The sequence below is a fragment of the Bradyrhizobium sp. AZCC 1693 genome, assembly GCF_036924745.1.
Lineage (GTDB): Bacteria > Pseudomonadota > Alphaproteobacteria > Rhizobiales > Xanthobacteraceae > Bradyrhizobium.
Map to the genome: position 1 here is coordinate 2,779,537 of NZ_JAZHSD010000001.1, position 20,022 is coordinate 2,799,558.

The 20,022-nt window shown below is 60.7% G+C and carries 15 protein-coding genes; 6 read left to right on the top strand and 9 right to left on the bottom strand.

Annotated features, from left to right (window positions below; genetic code table 11):
* Positions 1-3: 3 nt before the first annotated feature.
* Positions 4-1,692: a GspE/PulE family protein gene (locus tag V1293_RS13320; protein ID WP_334510146.1), complete on the bottom strand. Its 1,689-nt coding sequence runs from the start codon at positions 1,690-1,692 to the stop codon at positions 4-6.
* A gap of 126 nt (positions 1,693-1,818) precedes the next feature.
* On the opposite strand from V1293_RS13320, the gene gspD reads away from it, so the two are divergent.
* On the top strand, positions 1,819-4,188 hold the full coding sequence (gene gspD / locus V1293_RS13325; protein WP_442894237.1) for a type II secretion system secretin GspD: 2,370 nt from the start codon (positions 1,819-1,821) through the stop codon (positions 4,186-4,188).
* Between the two features lie 280 nt (positions 4,189-4,468).
* On the opposite strand, the gene V1293_RS13330 is transcribed toward gspD, so the two are convergent.
* Positions 4,469-4,804, bottom strand: coding sequence for a tetratricopeptide repeat protein (locus V1293_RS13330; RefSeq protein ID WP_334510148.1), 336 nt, complete (start codon positions 4,802-4,804; stop codon positions 4,469-4,471).
* A gap of 445 nt (positions 4,805-5,249) precedes the next feature.
* On the opposite strand from V1293_RS13330, the gene V1293_RS13335 reads away from it, so the two are divergent.
* Positions 5,250-5,951: a WbqC family protein gene (locus V1293_RS13335; RefSeq protein ID WP_334510150.1), complete on the top strand. Its 702-nt coding sequence runs from the start codon at positions 5,250-5,252 to the stop codon at positions 5,949-5,951.
* Between the two features lie 84 nt (positions 5,952-6,035).
* Here V1293_RS13335 and V1293_RS13340 read toward each other — a convergent pair whose 3' ends face one another.
* Positions 6,036-6,959: a right-handed parallel beta-helix repeat-containing protein gene (locus tag V1293_RS13340; RefSeq protein WP_334510151.1), complete on the bottom strand. Its 924-nt coding sequence runs from the start codon at positions 6,957-6,959 to the stop codon at positions 6,036-6,038.
* Between the two features lie 431 nt (positions 6,960-7,390).
* Here V1293_RS13340 and V1293_RS13345 point away from each other — a divergent pair, with 431 nt between their 5' ends.
* Together V1293_RS13345 and V1293_RS13350 are read left to right on the top strand one after the other, a co-directional pair.
* Positions 7,391-8,380, top strand: coding sequence for a glycosyltransferase family 2 protein (locus V1293_RS13345; protein ID WP_334510153.1), 990 nt, complete (start codon positions 7,391-7,393; stop codon positions 8,378-8,380).
* A 51-nt stretch (positions 8,381-8,431) separates the two neighbouring features.
* A complete protein-coding gene (locus V1293_RS13350) occupies positions 8,432-9,343 on the top strand; it encodes a class I SAM-dependent methyltransferase (RefSeq protein WP_334510155.1) in 912 nt (303 codons plus the stop codon).
* A gap of 72 nt (positions 9,344-9,415) precedes the next feature.
* Here the strand turns inward: V1293_RS13350 and V1293_RS13355 are convergent, their stop codons facing one another.
* The 4 genes from V1293_RS13355 to V1293_RS13370 form a co-directional block, all read right to left on the bottom strand.
* Entirely contained in the window at positions 9,416-12,433 is a 3,018-nt protein-coding gene (locus tag V1293_RS13355; RefSeq protein ID WP_334510157.1) for a thiol-disulfide oxidoreductase DCC family protein, read from the bottom strand.
* Between the two features lie 162 nt (positions 12,434-12,595).
* Positions 12,596-12,964 (bottom strand): EamA family transporter, encoded by a 369-nt coding sequence (locus tag V1293_RS13360; RefSeq protein WP_334510159.1) that lies wholly within the window; start codon positions 12,962-12,964, stop codon positions 12,596-12,598.
* 167 nt (positions 12,965-13,131) lie between these two features.
* Positions 13,132-13,920 carry a hypothetical protein gene (locus V1293_RS13365; RefSeq protein WP_334510161.1) on the bottom strand — a complete coding sequence of 263 codons (789 nt, stop codon included), beginning with the start codon at positions 13,918-13,920 and terminating at the stop codon, positions 13,132-13,134.
* A gap of 335 nt (positions 13,921-14,255) precedes the next feature.
* A complete protein-coding gene (locus V1293_RS13370) occupies positions 14,256-15,320 on the bottom strand; it encodes a class I SAM-dependent methyltransferase (RefSeq protein ID WP_334510163.1) in 1,065 nt (354 codons plus the stop codon).
* 313 nt (positions 15,321-15,633) lie between these two features.
* Here V1293_RS13370 and V1293_RS13375 point away from each other — a divergent pair, with 313 nt between their 5' ends.
* Positions 15,634-16,464, top strand: a complete 831-nt coding sequence (locus V1293_RS13375) for a phytanoyl-CoA dioxygenase family protein (RefSeq protein ID WP_334510165.1) — start codon at positions 15,634-15,636, stop codon at positions 16,462-16,464.
* An 8-nt stretch (positions 16,465-16,472) separates the two neighbouring features.
* On the opposite strand, the gene V1293_RS13380 is transcribed toward V1293_RS13375, so the two are convergent.
* Complete coding sequence (locus V1293_RS13380) at positions 16,473-18,317, bottom strand: hypothetical protein (RefSeq protein ID WP_334510167.1); 1,845 nt, start codon at positions 18,315-18,317, stop codon at positions 16,473-16,475.
* Positions 18,318-18,704: 387 nt separating this feature from the next.
* On the opposite strand from V1293_RS13380, the gene V1293_RS13385 reads away from it, so the two are divergent.
* Positions 18,705-19,349, top strand: a complete 645-nt coding sequence (locus tag V1293_RS13385) for a methyltransferase (protein ID WP_334510169.1) — start codon at positions 18,705-18,707, stop codon at positions 19,347-19,349.
* Positions 19,350-19,396: 47 nt separating this feature from the next.
* Here the strand turns inward: V1293_RS13385 and V1293_RS13390 are convergent, their stop codons facing one another.
* Complete coding sequence (locus tag V1293_RS13390; RefSeq protein WP_334510171.1) at positions 19,397-20,017, bottom strand: acetyltransferase; 621 nt, start codon at positions 20,015-20,017, stop codon at positions 19,397-19,399.
* Positions 20,018-20,022 lie beyond the last annotated feature (5 nt).

Here is a 20,022-nt window from a genome sequence, read left to right on the forward strand (position 1 = left end):
GTCTCACCGAACCGTCGTGACGCGGAACACCTCGGGCACGGTGGTCATGCCGGCGCGGCATTTGGCCACCGCATCCGCCAGCATCGTGGTCATGCCGCGCTGCATCGCCGCGGCATCGACGGTGTGCGAATCCGTCTGCGGCCCGACCAGCTTGCGCACCTCATCGCTCATTTCGAGGATCTCGAACACGCCGTTACGGCCGCGGTAGCCAGTGCCGCCGCAGCGCTCGCAGCCGCCGGCTTCATGAATCACCTCGCCGGCCCTGAAGCCGATCACGGCGAAACGGGGGTCGTTGTCGATATCGGCTGACGTGAGCTGGTGCGGCACCTTGCAGCGGTCGCAGAGCACCCGCACCAAGCGCTGCGCGACCACGGCCCGCAACGTGGATTTGAGCAGAAACCCTTCGATGCCGAGATCGATCAGGCGCGGCACGGCCGCAGCCGCAGTCTCGGTGTGCAGGGTCGTCAGCACCAGATGGCCCGTCAGCGCTGCATGGATGGCGATGTGCGCGGTCTCGGCGTCGCGGATTTCGCCGACCATGATCACATCTGGGTCCTGGCGGACAAAGGAACGCATCGCCGACGCAAAGGTCAGGCCGATCGACGGCTTGACCTGCGACTGGTTGATTCCGGGAATTTCGTATTCGACCGGGTCCTCGATGGTGAGAATCTTGCGCGTCGGCTCGTTGAGGATCGACAGCATGGTCGCCAGCGTCGTGGTCTTGCCGCTGCCGGTCGGTCCCGTCACCACGATCATGCCATGCGGCAGCGCCAGAAGCCGCGTCATGATCGCCTCGTCGCGGGTCGAGAGGCCGAGCTTGCCCATCTCCAGCAGGCCGCGGTCGCGCGGCAACAAACGGATCACGGCGCTCTCGCCGGCCTGCGTCGGCATGGTCGCGACGCGCACGTCGAGTTCGGCGCGGCTGGCGCGAATCCGCGCGGCGCCATCCTGCGGCAGGCGGCGCTCGGCGATGTTGAGGCCGGCCAGAATCTTTACGCGCGAGATCAGCGCTTGCGGCGGGATGCCGGTGGGCGACGGCATCGCGCGCAACAATCCGTCGACGCGCATGCGTACCACGAGCCCGGTGCGGAACGGCTCGATGTGGATGTCGCTGGCGCGGAGCTCGACCGCACGCTCCAGGAGGTCGTTGAGCGCGCGCACGACCGGCGCGCCGCTGGCGAGATCGCGCAGGCTTTCGATATCGTCGTCGGATTGCTGGCTCGACGCCTTGGCGCCCTGCCCGGTTGCGGCATCGTCGGCCTCGATGCGCTGGTCGAGCACGGTGGTGATGTCCTCGAAGGAGGCCACGGCCACTTCGACCGGTTCGCCGAACACGATTTCAGCGGCGCGAATGGCGGCGGTATCGGAGGGATCGGCGACGGCAAGCCGGTAGCTTCCGTTCGGCGCGCGCACCGGAAAGATCGTGGACTCGCGCAGAAAGCGACGTGAAAATCCGTCGAGGCATGGCACCGCCGCCAGAAGCTGCGGCAGGCCCAGCCGCACCACGCCCCAGTAGTCGGAAACCTCGTCGGCGAACTCGGCCGCCGAAAGATCGGTGGCTTCCCACAGCTCGCGAAGCGGGCGCGTCAAGGTTGAATTCGTTGGGGATTCGACACGGGCCCGCGCCCGCGCGGGCAAGGAATATTTTTCCAGAAGGTGCTGCCGGAAGGTCTCTGCGGACAGGTCTCGCATCGAATTCCCACCGCTAACCTTTGTTACCGGAAAACAACAGCTCTCACGTGTGACCTGAGGCCTTTGCCCTTGACTTATTTAGTAGCAAAAACATAATTGTGGCGCAAATTTTTGAATGTCCGGACCATGGGGGACCGGGCGGATTTTTCCAGTTCAACCTTTAGCTTTGGCAGGCGTATTTTGTTCAAAGTGGTCGATCCGCTTTCGCGCCTGCGCTCGGGATTGACCGGGACGCTCGCGTTGACGTTGTGCGCGTTTGTGCTGACGGCCTGCATCGTTACCGCCGACCAGTCGGTCGAGGGCAATCCAAAGGATCCCCGCGCCCAGGACATCGCCGACAAGATCAAGTCGATCGACCTGCTGCCGCGCCAGACGGCGGAGACCGGCGCGAGCGGCATCAAGCAGCAGGGAGCCTCGCGTCCGGCGATCTATCTCAGCGACGGGACGACGCCGTCAGGCTCCGCGCTGATCGAGCGCGAGGGCGCCGCCGGCGGCGGCTACGACCTCAACTTCGAGAACACGCCCGTCGCAACCGTCGCAAAGGTCATACTGGGTGACGTATTGAACGTCGGCTACACCATCGATCCCCGCGTCCAGGGGACGGTGACGCTGGCCTCGGTTCGGCCGGTCGCGAAGGCCGACGCGCTGTATGTGCTGGAAAACGCGCTACGGATGTCCGGCGTGGCGCTGGTGCGCGATCGCAGCGGATACCGCCTGATCCCGTCAGCGGAAGCCGGGCCCGGCGGCATCGACCGCACCGCTTCCGCGGAAGCCGGACAGGGCATCAGCGTGGTGCCGCTGCGCTACGTCTCCGCGCAGACCGTTTTCAGGCTGTTGGACGCGTTCGGCGTCAAGGCCTCGACCACCCGCCCGGACAATGGGCGCAATACCCTGATCATCACCGGCAGCGGCTCGGACCGCGCAGCCGCCATCGACACCATCCTGAGTTTCGACGCCGACTGGATGAAGGGCCAATCGGTCGGCATCTTCCCGGTGCGCAACTCCTCGCCGGAGCCGCTGATTGCCGAACTCGAAAAGATCATGGATTCCGGCGACGGCGGCCTCAGCCAGAACGTGGTCAAGTTCCAATCGATCGGCCGGCTCAATTCCATTCTCGTGGTCAGCCAGAAACCGGAATATCTCAAGCGCGCCGGCACATGGATCGCGCGGCTCGACAAGTCAGATACCGAAGGCGTCAACCTGAAGGCCTATCCGCTGCGCTACGGCAATTCGAAACTGATCGTGGCGCTGCTCAATGACATGCTGCTTGGCCATGGCGTCAATAGTTCGCTCGATAGCGCCTCGAGCCAGATCTCGCCCGGCGCCGGCGTTTCGGTATCCTCGTCGGGCGGCGCGGTGGCCGCACTCAGCGGATTGCCGACGGTTGCGGCCGGTGCCGCCACACCAGTCACCGGCACGGGTACGCTCGCTGCCCGGCCCGCGCCGAACGCGAGCCAGGACAGTTTGCCCAGCGGTGCTGCGGTTGCCGGCACCAAATCGGCGGCCGGCGGCGGCGTTCTGCAGAACGTCCGCATCACCGCCGACGTCACCAACAATGCCGTGCTGGTCTATGCGAATGCGGAATCGCAGCGCATCGTCGAGCAGACTATCCGCCAGATCGACCGGCCGCAGCGTCAGATCGCGATCGAGGCGACGATTGCCGAAGTGACGCTGAACGATCAGCTGAACTATGGCGTGCAATACTTCCTGGCGAGCAAGAAAGGCTCGATCTCGCAGACGATATCGGGCATCCAGGGCACCGGCACTACTGCGATCGAGCCAGCCAGCAACGCCGTCAACGCCGCCGCCGGCGCGCTCATCGGCCGCGCCCTGCCCGGCTTCAATCTTCTGATCGGCGCGGAAAATTCACCGCGCGTCATTCTTGACGCGCTGCATAACGTCACCAACGTCAAGGTTCTGTCCAACCCGTCGCTGGTCGTGCTCGACAACCAGCCGGCAACCCTGCAGGTCGGCGACCAGGTGCCGTTCTCGACCGGCACTGCCACCGTGCTGACCGCCAACAACACGGTGGTCAACACCATCGACTACAAGAACACCGGCATCATCCTGCGCGTGCTGCCGCGCGCCAATTCCAACGGCAACGTGGTGCTCGATATCGAGCAGGAGATCAGTAGCGTCGCCGCCGGAAGCGCCGGATCGCTAACGCCGACGATCTCGCAGCGGCGGGTCAAGAGTTCGATCGCAGTGGCGAGCGGCCAGACCGTGCTGCTCGCCGGCCTGATTAGCGAGACTGAGAACAAGCAGCGGCAGGGAATTCCGATCCTGGATTCGATCCCCGGCGTCGGCGACGCGTTCTCGCACCAGACCAACACACGCGCGCGAACCGAGTTGATCCTGTTCATCCGCCCGACCGTGGTCAAGGATGCCGTCGACGCCAGCGTCATCGCCGAGGAAATGCGCAGCAAGATGAACAGCCGCCTGGTCGGCACCAGCAACCCCGTCGTGGTGGTCGAGCCGCCGAGAGCGGCACGCTAGTCACGCGGACTGCAAGCCGGCGAACCGTCAACTCGCCGCTGTTGCCATGGGAGTCGCAAGCCTCGCCGGCGCCCGGGACCGGATGGTTTGCCGGGCGCGTTCCTAGGGCCGTTCCTGGGGACGCTGATGCAGCCGACCGCAGCCAGCGACTTTTCCCCGCCGTTACATCATCCCCAGCAAACTGACGGGCGCCGCAACGGCAGCGGCGCTGTTGCGCGAGCGGACTATCGGAGCCGGCTGGGAAGCCGTGCTATGGGGCTATCGGCAAGGCTTGGCAGCCCTAGCGTTCAGGCGTCGGCGCCCATTCCAGCGCCCGCAGGCGGGCCTGCGCAATCTCGCCGCGCGTCATCTTGGTAGTGACGGCATCGCGGATGCGGGCGCGCGCTTCCCGCGCCTTGCGGGGCGCACCAGCGGTTGCGAGATTGAGCCACTTGCTGGCCTCGACGACGTCACGCGGCACGCCATGCCCGCGGTCGTAGAGCAGGCCAAGCGAATATTGCGCGCGGCCATCGCCCTGCTCCGCCGCGCGGCGATACCACATTGCGGCTTCCGTATAATTCTGCGGAACCCCGCGCCCGGTCTCGAACATGAAGCCCAAATATGTCTGCGCCGACAAATTGCCTCGCTCCGCCAGCGGAATGAATACCCGCGACGCTTGGACATAATTATCACGGTTGAAAGCGGTTACGCCCTGGCGGAGGGATTGCGCCTCGGAGGAACCATCTGCCGATAACAGCAATAAAGCAGCAACGGCGCCGATCACGTGGCGAAATTTCACAAGGACGCGGAACCATGCATACCGCGTCAGCGGTCGCGCTATCCGTCCGAAGTCACGACAATCCCGGGCGCAGCAATGCTCTTTGGAGTCCATCATCATGAGAGCCTAAATGCACGCACCGCGAAAATCCATAGCATTGCATCCGGTGCTTGCAATAAACTATGGACTCTTCGAACGAGAACGGCGACAAGCGCCGGATTCGGCTTGCCGCGGTCTACCGATTCCACATCGTGCGAACTCACCCCAGGTTCCGGCGAAGTCCAGCTTCTAACTCCGAAATACAATGCGCATTTGTATCATCCAGTCGTGCTACATTCCTTGGAAGGGATTCTTCGACCTAATCGGCCGGTGCGACGAATATGTGGTGTTCGACAGTGCGCAATACGTCAAGCGGCACTGGCATAACCGCAATCGCATCAAGACCGCCAATGGCGTCGAATGGCTCACCATCCCCGTCATTGTCAAAGGCAGATTCGATCAGTCGATCGACGAGGTCGAGATCGAGAAGCCGTGGGCGGAGAAGCATTGGCGCGCGATCGAGCTTGCCTACAAACGCGCTGCATTTTTCGATCAGTTCGCTCCCATGGTGAAGGGTTGGTACGAAGCCGCCGACAAGCTGTCGCATCTGAGCGAAGTGAATTTGCTGTTCCTCAAGGGAATCGCCGGATTGCTCGGATTGCAGACGCGCTTGGTAAGCGATGCGATCTACCCTTCGCAGGGCGTGAAAACAGAGCGGCTCTTGGGGATTGCGCGCGCGGCGGGCGCCGACCACTATCTCAGTGGCCCTTCGGCGCGCGCGTATTTTGACGAGCACATGTTCTCGTCCGCCGGCATTGCCACGGAATGGATGAGCTATGAAGGATATCCTGAATACCCGCAGCTGCATGGCAGCTTCGAACATGCAGTAACCGTGCTCGACGTGCTGTTCAATACCGGCCCGCAAGCAAGGCAATATTCAGCACCGACCGCCGCCCCGACTTCTTGAAATCAGCCAAATGCAGGCGAAAAAAATCCCGGGCAATCAGCCCGGGATTGTCGATGCCAGCGCTCCGCAAGAATATCGGGTGCGTTACTGCAGCGCAGCTGCAGTGGGAGCCGTTCCGAGGCTGCTATTTCCGATAAATCGGTTATTGCCAAACGTGGTAGCGCTGCCGCTGAAACCGGTGCTGTTGTTGCTGACACTGGAGCTCGATACCCGGATATTGCCCGAGGCCGCCTGTACGCCGGTGGTGTTGTGGTTAATTAGCGAACTGTCGATATTCATCGTGGCGCCGGCGTCGGCCTCCACACCGGTCGTATTGCCGGAAAATACCGAACGCGCGATGCTAATGTTGTTACCCGTCGTCGCCGCAATGCCGAATGCGTTGTTGATGGATTGAACATTGTCGATGATCGTGGCGTTGGCGCCACCGGTGGAACCGGCGCTGATGCCGTTTCCGGTGTTGTTCCTGATCACCGAATTTCTGATGAATAGCTTGGCGCCTGCGATAGCTCTCCCGTCCAGGATACCCTGCTGCGTGAAATCCGTGATCAGGACATCGTCGATCTCGACTACGGCTGCGCTCAGGATGTTGATGCCCCGAATGCCGGTGCGTGTGCCAACCGATCCGGAGATTCCTACTCCGCTGATGCTGAGCCCGCGCAACTTCACCGTACGGAATGGGTCGTTCGCGCCAACCGGAACGTTGATGTTGATGCCGGTCGTGAAGCTTGCAAGGATCGATCCAAAGGTGCCCGTGCAATCGAGCGTGATGGACTTGGTGATCGTTACCGCTCCAAATCCAGCGGGGTCCAGGCAGTTGATCTCACCGTTGATGGCCGTCTTGGAGATGGCGCCAGCAAACGTCTTGCAGGGCGCCGTCCGGCTGCAAGGATTGACGTCATCGCCCAGGCCGGACACCCAGGTGCGGGTTGCCTGGGCATATGCCGGGGCGGAAATCAGCAACGGGGCTGAAAAACCGACAAATAATGCAAATAAAGCAATACGACGCATCATCTACCTCCTTGTGTTTGCTGGTTCTTTCTCAAACAAAGCCAACGCGAAAAACGGAAGGGAAAAACGGAAGGGTGAATTCAGGCCTGGAACATGCGGATACGCGACAACCAGCGAGACTGGTCAGCTATCCACGCCCGGAGATTGCAGATTGAGACCTTACACTTTTTATGACGAAGTGTTACAAGACACCAAGAACCCCCACTGAAGCAGGTAGGCGCGGTGTTATTTGCAGATGTTATTTGCTGATTGGCGTTTTCAAAATGCACCCCCCTCTTGCTTCAGTCGCCCAATACCCGCAGAGGTTCAACAATTATTTTGTAATTGGTTGAACGTCCGGGCTCGGAGGTTGACATGAGTCTGATTTGGCTTGCCCATGTAGTTGAGATAATAGAGGTTTAATGCGCGGCCCGGATCGATCGGTGAGATCTATGAAACTGTCAATCGTTACGACCCTGTACCGGTCGGCCTCCAGCATCGAGGAATTTTATCGCCGGGTGATGAAGGCTGCGGAGGCCATCACCGACGAGATCGAGCTTGTGATCGTCAATGACGGCTCGCCCGACAACAGCCTCGATATTGTTCTGGCGCTGCATCAGGCTGACCCTCGCATCGTCGTGGTCGACCTCGCACGAAATTTCGGCCACCACAAAGCTATGATGACCGGCCTCGGCCAAGCGCGGGGCAATCTGGTGTTCCTGATCGACAGCGATCTCGAGGAGCCGCCGGAGCTTCTGTCCCGTTTCCATGATCGTTTGAACGAAGGCGACTGCGACGTTGTCTATGGCGTGCAGGAAATGCGAAAGGGCAGTTCCCTCGAGCGCATGACCGGCACCATGTTCTATTCTGTCGTCGACGCGTTGAGCGATCATCGTCTTCCGCGCAATCTGGTGACGGTACGCCTGATGACGCGCGATTATGTCCGTGCCCTCGTCCGGCATCGGGATCGCGAGTTCCACATCTCGAATCTCTGGCAGCAGTCCGGATATCGTCAGGTTGCGCTGCCTGTCGAGAAGCTGTCGCTTTCGCCGACGACCTACTCGCTGGCTCGCCGCGTTCACATGGCAGTCAAGTACATCACGACAACCTCGACGAAGCTGCTTTACATTGTCTTCTACGGCGGCGTCGCGTTGTGCGGTCTGTCGGCGGTGGCAGTGCTTTATCTTGTCGGCCGGTATCTGTTAAACGGCATCGGTATCGACGGATGGACTTCGCTGATCGTATCGGTGTGGTTCTTCGGCGGCCTTACTATGCTCACTCTGGGCATACTCGGGATATATATGGCGAATATCCTCGCAGAGACGCAGCGGCGTCCCTATACCGTGGTCCGCAGGCTGCATCGCGCCGGCGTGGATGACGCGGCAGGCGTGCTCACTGTACTGCCCCGCAGGAAGCGGAGCGACGGTGGGCCGCTGCAATGACCGATCACCGACGTCGTCTCCCAGGCAGGTCCGAACCCGCGTCAGGTAACAATGCGTAAGTGTCTTTCCTGCGGTGAACGCACGAGCCTTGCACCCGCCCAGAAGCTCGTACCGCCCCACTGGGCCTGTTCGCAATGCGGATGGGCACCGGATACACGCGACGGCGTTGCGATCACCGCCCCGGCACTCGCTGACACCATAAGCGGATTCGACCCCGCCTCGTTCACGAACCTCGCGTCGATCGAAAAAGGGCATTTCTGGTTCGAGCCGCGCAATCGGCTGATCACGTCACTGGCGCAGCAGTTCTTCCCCGATGCGAAATCCTACTTGGAGATTGGCTGCGGCACCGGCTTTGTGCTCGCGGCCATGGCAAAGCGCTCAACGCTGACCCGGATCGCCGGGTCGGAACTCCATCCGCGAGGTCTCGAGATCGCCCGACAGCGATTGCCAGGCGACCGCGCTGAATGGATACAGATGGACGCGCGTGCAATTCCGGCGTTCGAGGAATTCGATCTGATTGGCGCATACGACGTCATCGAGCATATCGAAGAAGACGAGACGGTACTCAGACAGGCTCATGAGGGCCTGCGTCCCGGCGGCGGGATCATCATAACGGTCCCTCAACATCCCTGGCTATGGAGCGCAACCGACGATGTCGCGCATCACGTGCGGCGATATCGCCTTGGGGAACTCGAAGGGAAGCTGCAGGCGGCCGGCTTCGAAATCCTGGCGTCGACGTCCTACACCAGCGTGCTCCTGCCGGCGATGATTGCAGCACGGATGCTCGGCAAGCTTCGCGGTCGGGGACCTTCAACCAGCGCGGTCAATGAGGAGGAGTTGAGGCCCGGGCCAGCCATAAACGGGCTGATGGAGCGCCTCCTGCAACTCGAAGTTTCCGCTACGCTTCGTGGCATCCGATGGCCGGTGGGAGGCAGCCGCGTCGTCGCCGCCCGCAAGGCTTGACGGTAAAGGCCCCGGCTGCAAGACGCTCGCTACTCCGTCTTCGCGCGGTTCTCCGAGAACCACGGCAGCCGATCACCGGATGTCGCCGGGTTTGAGCAGGTACCTCCACGTCGCAGCACGGCCTTCCAGAGCAGCGTTGAGGCATTCGCGCCAATTGCTGTCTGCGCGAGCACGGGCCCCTTTGTCATGTTGCTCCCGAATTCGCGCAGCGACGTCGGCGGGCAATGCCGGAAGCTCGCGAAGATCAGCCAGCAGCCCCTCGCCGGAGGCGCAGTTGGCAGGTGTCGGATTGACAAAGGACGGGTCCGTTAGCTTCGGCCATCGCGTGACAATATCCCGGACATTCATCAAGCAATCGATCGTGTCCCGTCCAGGCATATCGGCAAAGAGCGCCCGGATGGTCCGGATCAGATTCTCGTCCGCGTTCAGTTCCGCATGGCCGTCGACGATCGTGCCGATCAGGCCGGCATCAACGCGGCACGGATAGGCAAACGCCACCTGGATGGCGCGACCCGCCAAGACCGGTGGACCGCCGAGACGAGCCAAATGGGCATCGAGGCGCTTCTGAACGAACTCCCTCTGTTCGGCCGTTTCGGTGGGCGGTGGCTTTAGCAATTGCGCCCAGATGGTGGCTCGATTCAGCAATATGGCATCAAGGCAACCGCGCCAATCTCCTTCCGCCTGGGCCCTGACCACGATCTCATGCTGCTCCCGAATTCGCCTTGTAGTCTCGGCGGCGAATGTCGGAAGGTCCGCAAGAGCCTGCAGCAGCGGCCCGCCGGTGGCGCAAGTTGCCGGCGTCGGGTTCACGAAGAACGGGCTCGTGACCTCGGGCCAACGGTTGGTCAGATCCCATATGTCCATCAGGCAATCGATCGTGAACCGCCCCGGCTTGTCGGCGTAGAGCGCGCGTATGGCGTGAAGCAGATCTTCGTCTGCATTCAGCCTCAGGTGCCCGTCAACGATCGCACCGACAAATGCTGCATCAAGCCGGCACGGATAGGTGACCGCGGACTCTACGTTGTAGACGTTAAGAATGGAGGAATAATCTCTCTCCGCCAAGACCAGGCTTACGCCAGCCTCATGGTAGGAAAGCTTTTCGATCGTTCCGGATTCGCGGTCGATCAAGGCCTCACAGATTGGCGATTCCGCCTGCGCAATGAACTGGTAATATCCTAGCTCGCTTTCTGTAGGCCGCCGAATGGCGGCGATTTCGACCACCATCTTGCTTTCGGTCACTCCTATGCGGCGGGAGATCGCTATGATCTGTGGAACTATGGCTTCAAAGAAGTCGCGATCACAGCCGACGTTCTGGCGCGACGCAGCGCGCAGGTGAGCCGTAATCCAGAACGTCTGCGCGTCGTTCTCCACCGACCTGATTTCAAGCTGCCGACGCAGATACTCGCTCGTCGATGCTGCAACGGGCCGTACCGCATAGACCCGCAAGCGACGCCTGGTCACCGAAAGATCCTCGGCGTTAAAGACGTTGATCCTGCCGATGCCGAAGGCTAGCGGCGCAGCGCCGAAAATGCTGCGCGACCACGCCGCCGCCGCGAACCTGTCCGGCTCATCATGTCCGATCGGCAGGCGAATAAGGAAAGCAGACGCCAGCACGACGAGGGTCATCACGATTGCGACCGGGGCGGCGGCCACTCGCTCGGTTCTCCCGTCGAAAGTCTTGCCGCCAGCGCCGGGATCCATGGCGGACGCGCAGTAGGCAGATCGCTTCTCGAGCTTGCCCGGAAGGGTTGACGTCTCGCACACGCCGAAAAGCTTGGTCCGCCTCTCGGCAATGTAGCGATAGATTGCAGGACCGGCTCCCGTAAGCGACAGCAACCAGAAAAGCGGAAGCAGCGGCCATAATGCCACGAGCCGGTGCGCGAGAACGCTGTACAGCTCGAAGCCTGACCAACGCCGCCCCGTCGCAATCTCGATGCCTACGATATCCTGGAGGCCGTCGGCGAGGGTGACACCTTGCTTTGACAACAGCTCCTGGTTCGCCCGGATCGGCGGGAAATCCAACCTGTGAAAGACATCGATGGTCGACAGTGTGCGCACAGTAGAGTCGCACAGCCTGCAGCGATCATCGAAGAAGACCGTCAGCACGTGAGACGAGTTCCCGAACGGCCGTGTGGTCGCAAACAACCCGATCCACAGCAGCAGTTCGTATTTGCCCAGGAGGCCGAGCCTGAGCACGAACGCGCTGATGAGGAAGAAGGCGAGGCCCCAATACATGGCAAAGGCGCGCGTCGCCCGGCCGAGGAAAAGGCCCGGAAGCACCAATAAGTACCAGGCCCACATGCCCAATGTTGCGACGCGCGAGAAAGTCACCAGCGCAAAGGGGCTCCATTCGTACAATCGGACGACGGCGTCATACAATAGAAGATTATGCGCGGGGGACAGGAGAACCCAAGCAATCACCAGGCCGGATGTCCAGGCCGGATCGCGAAGATGCCAGAACGCCGAGTAAAGGCACACGCAGTAATAGGCGAACAGCGTGACTATTTTGACGACGAGCAGCCGATCGCTGCTTGGCGGCCCTGTCCACCGGTGCATGGCACGGATTACGACACCGGCTTGTTCCGTGCGCGCGAGGACAGCATCGAGTGACAAGGTACGTCCCGCAGGCGCCAGGAAGAGCATCAGCAGGATCATAGACAGGACCTGCGTTCCCAACGTGGATGCGCCAAGAGCGTTATCGACAAGGATGTTTGCGGAGGCCATTAGTGCCACCGTCGCGATTGGGGTAAGCAATCCGACCGCGACGAGCAGTGCGAGACCGGCGGCGATCGCTGCCACGAACGGCACGGCCGAGCCGTACAGTACGCTGCTCCAGACGATTTCGCCGTAACGGACGGCGGCCATCGACCCCGCCACGACGCGGACCACCTCCAGCACGCGGAGGTCTGCAAAGAGATCCTGTTCGGGAAGCGCCTGCCGGTTCCGAATGAATTCAGCCAGCGCCTTTTGCACGCCGGCGGCCCAGCGGTTTACCACCGGCGACTGCGCCGCCACCGCAAATATGCATGTCAGTGTCAGGAATACGAGAAACTCGTAAGCCGGCACTCCATCGCTGAACGCATTGACCATTCTTGCTTTGAACTCGCGCCCCGCCCGGCGCTCCGCGAGCTAGCCCTCGTTTCCATGAGAACTACTGCAGATATCGAAACAAGACTCAACCCTCAATTGGTCGTTTTTTGGAGCCTTCCACTTTTAGGGGAGCACGCGCGCTTGGGCACATCTGACGCGTGATTAGCGTCCGACCGTGCTCAGTGCGATACCAACGACAATGACGCACAAGCCGACGAACTGCCTGAGCGACACCGGCTCGGAGAACAAAAATGAAGCGCTCAGGGGCACAACGACGAAGCTCAGCGCCATGAACGGATAGGCGAGACCCAGATCAAGTTTCTCGATAGCAAGCGCCCAACACACGCTGGCCAATACTCCCGCGAGCAGGCCCGAGAGAACGCCGACGTCGGTATACATCGCCCAAATGTAGCTAAACTTGGGGAGGCTCGCTGCGCTGGGCGCGTGAACGAGTGCCCGAGCCTTGAGAATTAGTTGCCCATACACCGTCAAGGCCAACGCACCGGCTATGTAGAGGTATTTTTCCATCATGAGGCTACGGCCCACTCCATGGCTTGAGCAATCAATGTACTTGACGAGAAGGGGCTGACGAAAGATTGCGGAGGGGCGCAATCCAATACAGGTCGATTATCCGAGGCTTATCTCTTTCCTCGCTCGGACCAACGATGGACCGATCACAGCGCGAATCGTGACGCAATTTACATGTTGTCGTCGAGAACTGCGAGCCCGAAACCGGTTCGACCGTAACCGTCTCCATTGTACAGCATGTAGCGCCGGCTCTGATGTTCGAACACACATGGATAAGTCTGCTCGCTTCGCTCCCAATCGCCGGGTTCGCCTGCAAAGGTAACCGCATCGTCGGCGCGGATCCAGTTCTCGCCGTCCATCGAGAAGGCGAAACCGATGCAGTAGCCGGGATTTCGTCGTGCATACCACATCAGGAGCCCCGCACCATCGCGCACCACGCAAGGACGGGAAACGGCGAATTCCGCCGGATCCGATTGACCGGCGAGCGGGAGCGCGATGCCTGTGTCGGGCTTCCAATGCACGCCGTCCGGCGAGCTCGCCGTCTTCACCACGTGCAACATCTGCAGATCCTGCGGACCCCAGGCCAGATGCGACCCGTACCACATGCGCCAATGGCCGGCCTCATTCAGGACCCAGGGATATCCGACCGTAAACGGGTCGGCTTCCGAACGGCCCACGACAGGCGATTTGAAGCGGCGCTCGAATCTGGTTCCCTCGCGGTCGGCGACGGCCATGCCGATGAAATTCGTGAACGGAACGGATCGACCGGCGCTCCAACCGAGATAATAAGCGTAAAGCGCGCCTTCGATAGTCGCGAACGAAGTGACCGAAATGCCATCGGCATCGAATGCGCCACGCGGTCCCGGCGCCAGCAAGGGCCCCTGGACATCGCTGATGGACTTTGCGCCGGTATCGTCAATGGCAAAGTCGATGGAAGCAAGATGCGAACGGTTCAGCATATCCCGCACAGTGAAGAAGACGCGAAGAGTTCCGTTCGCGCGTATCAGAGGTGTCGGATAGGCGGCATGGCTGACGTACCAGCCCCCGAGGGGCTGCGGAGCGTAGATGCGCCCCCGAGCCGGCGCCATATCTGTCGCTTGCGGCGCATATCAGAACCTCGATAGCCAGATCGTGTTAGGGAATAGCGCGGTTCTCCGCAAAATCATCGCGCCCCTGCAGATACCACTGGGTGATGATAGATGCCATTGCATCCTATTGGCGAACATTGGCTTAAGGTTCCGCATGGGTTTTTAGCAACCTCTTATCAACATCAGATGATTGTACGCGATACTGATTAGCGCTTCGAGGGCGTACGCTGGTCTCCGTCCCTCGATTCAATAGGGGCAGGCGGCGGTTCCATACGAGATTGGCTAGCCTTCTCGCGCACGGCCTCGTCAAGCCAGACGTGTAAGCTCCTTTGGCTGGCTTTGGCGGCTTCAATGGCCATTTGCTTCGCCTCGAGGGTCACACCCTCCAACTGGCCAAAATAGCGGGTTCGCATGGTTCCGCCACGGGCGCCTTGATGCGGCAGGTCCAGATCAATCGTCGGCGGGCCATCGTCCACCGTAAACGAGATCAGGTAGAACGTGCTGCCGATAACGTAGTTGAGACCGACATCCCGCACGTTTTCCGGGAGCTTGTCGAGCGGCGCTGGAGCGGCGCAAAGCGGATTGTTGTTCATGACGATCTTGCCGTACTCGGAACGGCGCAGCCACGGGCCGACCGACTCATCGCCAACGAGCACTTTGCCTCCCCGCTTGGTGACCCGGGCCATCTCGCGCAGAGACCCGCCGATGTCACTGAACATGTTCAGTCCACCAAAGTGGAACACACGGTCAAAGCTGGCGTCCTCAAATGGAAGCGGACATGCCGTCGCAATCGAGTATTCTACCGCAACATCGGACCGCGGCAGGTTGTCGAGGCGCTTCTGACAGAGCCTGACCATCTGTTCAGATATATCCTGGACGAAGAGTTCACCGCCGGTCAGTCTCCTCGCGATGAGTTCGGAATCGCTTCCTGAGCCGCAGCCTATTTCGAGCACGCGGTGACCGGGTCGCAGATCGAGGCGATCCAGCGTTGCGTTGCGGACGCTTGCTTCGTCTTCGTTGAAAGCCTGCCAAAGCCAGCGCATCGCGTTTTCATACATATCGCCGGCTTGAGCGTCGTAGGAGCGCCGTGCATCGTTATCTGGACCAGCAAGGATTGCGCCGGCGGTGAAATCGATCACGCCGTCCTTCATTGGAAACCGGTTACCGGATAGATCTCTGATCTCCACGATAGCGCCAGACCCGTCACCAGCCTTGGACAATGGCTCGCCAGTAATCGGAGAGCGATAGACGCCCAGGGCGGACTGACGCATGTTGTCAATTTCCTTGCCTTTATGTGGCTTACGGGAAGACCGCAGCCGATGCGTTCCTGCCATCATGGAGCACGTCGCCGCGAATGCGGCCTCTCCAGCAGAGTGTAATGAATTCCGCAGCACACTGCGAGCCGTCAAAACGAAGTTTTTGCACTGGCGGATGGGTCAATTTGGCGGGGCCGGCGCTCGACGTTCGGACTTGGACAAGCGGGAGCGCAGATGATATCAGGCACTGGCTTACGAAGCAATTTGGCAGCGGGCGTAGCCTGTCCCGCTTCGATGGTCCGGTCCGGCAGCATTCCCGGGAGAGCGCATGAACCGTCACGATCCCATCCCCCGATACGGGGTTTTGACTCAGTCCGTTTCAACGGATGAGCTGAGCCGGGCCGCGGAAAGCCTGCAAATGCTCGGCTTCGCCGTCGTCGACGCCGGATACACCGCAGCCCAGGTCGCCGATCTGCAGAACCGGTTCGAGGACCTGCGTACAAGGGTCTTTGCAGAGTATGGGGCCGACGCGTTGCGGGCGATCGATGAGCACAACACGATCCGGTGTCCGCTGGGCATGGATGGAGCCTTTCTAAACCTCGCCACGAACGAGCGGATCCTCGGCCTCTGCGAGCGACTGATCGGACCCGGCTTCATCCTCAATCAGCAGAACGGCATCGTGAACCCGGGCGACGCCAATACTTATAACCAGGCCTCCTATCATAGAGACCTACCCTATCAGCATTTCGTCAGTTCGCGGCCGCTGGCCATCAACGCGCTCTACTGCGTCGACGAATTCACGACCGAGAACGGTTCGACACTCGTCATTCCAGCCAGTCACAAAGAGGCAGCGTTCCCGTCAGACGAGTTCATCCGGGCGAACGAGAAGCTCATCACGGCTCCAGCCGGGTCGTTCCTGGTTCTCGACTGTATGACCTACCATCGCGGCAGCACCAATCGAAGCGGCAAGAACCGCCGCGCGGTGAATCACATGTACACGATCGGCCTGATGCGGCAGCAACTCGATCTTCCGGCCCTGCTGGGCGATGCTTTCACAGCGGATCCAAAGCTGCGGCGCCTGCTTGGCTACGACTATGCTGCGCCCCGAAGCGCGGCTGAGTATTACGAGAGCCGCCGCCGCAAGCAGCAACGGGCCTGACGCAGATCTTACGAGCTTGGCCGGTTAGCTTTGACTTCCACCACTAGCACGTTCAGATCCAGCAAGCCGCGTGCGGCAAGCGGAATGCGGGCGCGTTCACGCGTCGTCAGCCCGGCGTGGTGCAGCGCTGCAGTAGCGTCGTTGCAAGCCATTTCCTCTGGACACAACATGACCAGGGTAGAACCCTCAGGCGCCACGGTCAGTTGCCGGACCTGTTCGGCAGACAGCGAAGGCATCGTATAGTTCAGCCAAGCTCTGTCCCACAGCCAGAGCGACACCATGCTGTCCAGCATGTTCGTCCTGAGAGTCTTGCCCATGTATCTCAATTCAACCACGCGCCAGTCGTCGCGTTGATCTGCGGGAAGGCACTCCCGGCAGTACCAAAGATAGAAGGGACGGCCCCCCGCGCGGGTGGAATCGACGATCCAGTTCAGCCGGACCATAAGTTCGTAGAAGGGCTTGTAATCGGGATTGGGCCCGACCCGGAATATCCGACGTGTATCGGCATTGGCGGTACCTGCCAGAACTGTCGCGAACATCAGGACTGCCAAGCCCACGCCCGGTTGCCGGCGCGCGAGCATCATGGCGCCCCCAAACAGCAGCGCGATCACAAACCAGAGGAGATAGGCCCAACGCCATTTCGCCTCGAACGCCCAGAGTTGTTCTGGACCAAGTAGCACCAGAATCGCCGCAGCCGCCAACCCGGCCCCCCCCGCCCAGCTCAGCTCGGGCTGCGTATCATCCTTGGATAGCAAAGCCGCGGCGAGGCCGCCGAATACGAGGCACTGGCCCGGAATGAGATAGCTTCCATAGTGTGCGAATTGCAGGGTGGAAGAGCCTATTCCGAAATCCCACAGCAGGAACCATAAGACCGTCAGAACGATGGTGGCACATCCCGCCGTGAGCAAGAGCGAAGGCGACGCCCCTCTCCGCTTCGCGAGAAGAACGGACAGTCCGGCGCAGAGAAAAGCGATCGGAAGGGCGAGGCGATACGCAGACGGCAGCCACTCGCCTCGCGGAACCAGATAGTTCATGCCAAAGCCGCTGAGTGCCTGGCTGCCGAAATGGATGTTCACGTAGAAGAAGAAGAACGGCCCTTTCAATGACCAGGACGTCAGACAGAGCACGCCCGTCACGATTGCCGCGCCTGCGAGGCCGTGGCGCGCCGTCCGCCAGAGTTCGCGCCAGGATATGCCCTCCGCGTAGAGCCACGACAGGATGGCCAGAATCGTAATGATGCCCGCGATGGCATTGCAGAAGGCCGACAGGGCCGCCATGACGCCAGCCAGAACCGTACCCGCTCGCACTGATAAGATCCCGCCGCGATTGACGAGACATGCCAGAGAAGCGAAGAGAAATGCCATGCCCGGTCCGTCGACATAGCCTCGGGTCACCGTTGCGATCCACAGCGGATTCAGGGCAAGGAACAGCGCAGCCGAAACGGCGGCAACACGGCTGTGCCGCGCTCGCACGGCGTAGTACACCGAGAACAGCGCGAGAAAATGAAAGCCAAGCACGAGAACATAGTTGGCGATCTTGGGTGAAAAGATCCGATGAACGAAGAAGCCCGTCAGCGTATAGGGCAGCCTCATCACGTGATAGTTGGGTCCGAACTCCGCGAGCTTTCCTGGAAAGTCGAGAAAATAGCCGAGATACATCCCGGCATCGACCCAACCCGGCGGCGGGAACAGCTGAAAGCGCCCGAGCAGAAGGTAGGCTAGTGGAACAACGATCAGAAAGACCCCTTCAAACCATGACCAGGATCGGATGGCTTGGTAAGGGGATCCAGGCTTTGGCGATGCATATGAGGCATTGCCCTTGGATGGGATTTCTAGTCGTTCGTCGCGCGACATTCTTGCTAGGCTACCCCGCATTCAATTCTCAATCCCGCCAAAGCGCGGTCGCGCGCGGGATTATCGCGCGTCGTATTATCACGTGTCGTCGAGAACAAAGAGCCCAAACCACCCTATGGTGGCCGGGCTAATTCTATGTACGTTCCCCATGCCGGCTTAATACGCCCGCAGCACAATATGGACTACCTTGATCTCTGGTCGTATGCTAGGTCCAACCTGTACTACGCCGCGAGGTGTTGCCATGCTGCCGCACCTGCGCAGCCATTCCCTGTGCTCGCCCGCGTATTCTCAAGATGCGGATCAGGCTCGTCCGTCAATGCAGGGACGAACTGGCGACCACGCAGTCATGACAGTTGGATCCCGAGTTAGGAAAGCGAAGATCGTTGGATGACGGATACAACTGGATCTTCTGATCCCTCAATCCTGGCGGAAGTCGCAGAGTATTATGCTTCAAAGCTGGAAGCGCATGGCTCGACGCCGCAGGGCGTAGACTGGAACGGCGCGGAATCGCATGACCGGCGTCACAGGCAGTTTCTGCGTCTGCTCGATGGTGACCTCGATGCCTCCGTCATCGACATCGGTTGCGGTTTTGGCGATTTCCTGCGCTTCCTCCGCGCAGCCGGGCATCGGGGACATTTCATTGGCTATGACATAGCGCCGAGCATGATTCGAAAGGCGCGGGAGCTGCATGGCGAGGATGCGGATCGCCAATGGCGGATCGGAGCCGAGCCGACCGAGGTGACCGACTTCGCGATTGCCAGCGGGATTTTCAACGTCAAGGGCGACGTCTCGCACGAAAGCTGGCGCCGCTACGTAGTTCAGACGATCGACACGCTGGCGCGTGCGGGACAACGCGGGTTCGCCTTCAATGTACTTAGCTTGTCGAGCGACCCGGATCGACGGCGACCGAACCTTTACTACGCTGACCCGATAGAAATGCTGGCGCATTGTCTTGCCCGATACGGCAGATCGGTCGCGCTCTTGCAGGACTACGGGCTGTATGAATTCACAATGATCGTTCGCCATTCGTGAACGAGCGGCCAAAGCTCCTCGATCCGACGGCCGTCAGCAGCCCGAGCTTATAATTTTCGCAGACGTGTGCTGGGCACCGGCGACCGCTCTGTCCCGCGCGGGGCGACCACCGAAAAATCCGGCTGATCCTCGAGTACCAAAGCGCCGGCGCCGAGCACGCATTGCTTGCCGATGGAGACATGATCGCGGATCGTGACGTTCACGCCGACGAAACTTCCTGATCCAATGCGCACGCCGCCGGATACGACCACATGCGAGGCCAGAAAGGTGTCATCCTCGATAGTGGAGTGATGGCCGATGTGATTGCCGCTCCATAGCGTGACGTTCGCGCCAATGTTGACGAAGGGCTGGATGGTGTTGTCTTCAAGGATGAAGCAATTTTCCTTCGCGTCAAAGCCGGGAAAGAAAGTTGCGCGGCTGCTCAGGTAAGAAACCAGCGCATAGCCCTTCGAGCGCGCGGCCGCTACTTTTTCCGCCCGTAGCACGTTGAGCCTCACATAGCTGACGGCGACGAACATCCGGTGGCGCGCTGGAGGAAATTTGTCCGCCACCTCTTCAAACGCGACAACCGGTCGGCCACGAAACTCCGATTGCTTGAGGAAGGCGCCGTCCACCGTGAAGCCAACGACCTCGTACTCCGAGTCGTGCGTAAAGTAGAAATCCGCCAACTCCG

What these genes read in the sequence shown, in the direction of transcription:
- V1293_RS13320 (WP_334510146.1), bottom strand. Translation starts at nt 1,692, where the DNA reads ATGCGAGACCTGTCCGCAGAGACCTTCCGGCAGCACCTTCTGGAAAAA.
- gspD (WP_442894237.1), top strand. Translation starts at nt 1,819, where the DNA reads ATGGGGGACCGGGCGGATTTTTCCAGTTCAACCTTTAGCTTTGGCAGG.
- V1293_RS13335 (WP_334510150.1), top strand. Translation starts at nt 5,250, where the DNA reads ATGCGCATTTGTATCATCCAGTCGTGCTACATTCCTTGGAAGGGATTC.
- V1293_RS13340 (WP_334510151.1), bottom strand. Translation starts at nt 6,959, where the DNA reads ATGCGTCGTATTGCTTTATTTGCATTATTTGTCGGTTTTTCAGCCCCG.
- V1293_RS13345 (WP_334510153.1), top strand. Translation starts at nt 7,391, where the DNA reads ATGAAACTGTCAATCGTTACGACCCTGTACCGGTCGGCCTCCAGCATC.
- V1293_RS13350 (WP_334510155.1), top strand. Translation starts at nt 8,432, where the DNA reads ATGCGTAAGTGTCTTTCCTGCGGTGAACGCACGAGCCTTGCACCCGCC.
- V1293_RS13355 (WP_334510157.1), bottom strand. Translation starts at nt 12,433, where the DNA reads ATGGTCAATGCGTTCAGCGATGGAGTGCCGGCTTACGAGTTTCTCGTA.
- V1293_RS13360 (WP_334510159.1), bottom strand. Translation starts at nt 12,964, where the DNA reads ATGATGGAAAAATACCTCTACATAGCCGGTGCGTTGGCCTTGACGGTG.
- V1293_RS13365 (WP_334510161.1), bottom strand. Translation starts at nt 13,920, where the DNA reads ATGCTGAACCGTTCGCATCTTGCTTCCATCGACTTTGCCATTGACGAT.
- V1293_RS13370 (WP_334510163.1), bottom strand. Translation starts at nt 15,320, where the DNA reads ATGCGTCAGTCCGCCCTGGGCGTCTATCGCTCTCCGATTACTGGCGAG.
- V1293_RS13375 (WP_334510165.1), top strand. Translation starts at nt 15,634, where the DNA reads ATGAACCGTCACGATCCCATCCCCCGATACGGGGTTTTGACTCAGTCC.
- V1293_RS13380 (WP_334510167.1), bottom strand. Translation starts at nt 18,317, where the DNA reads ATGTCGCGCGACGAACGACTAGAAATCCCATCCAAGGGCAATGCCTCA.
- V1293_RS13385 (WP_334510169.1), top strand. Translation starts at nt 18,705, where the DNA reads ATGACGGATACAACTGGATCTTCTGATCCCTCAATCCTGGCGGAAGTC.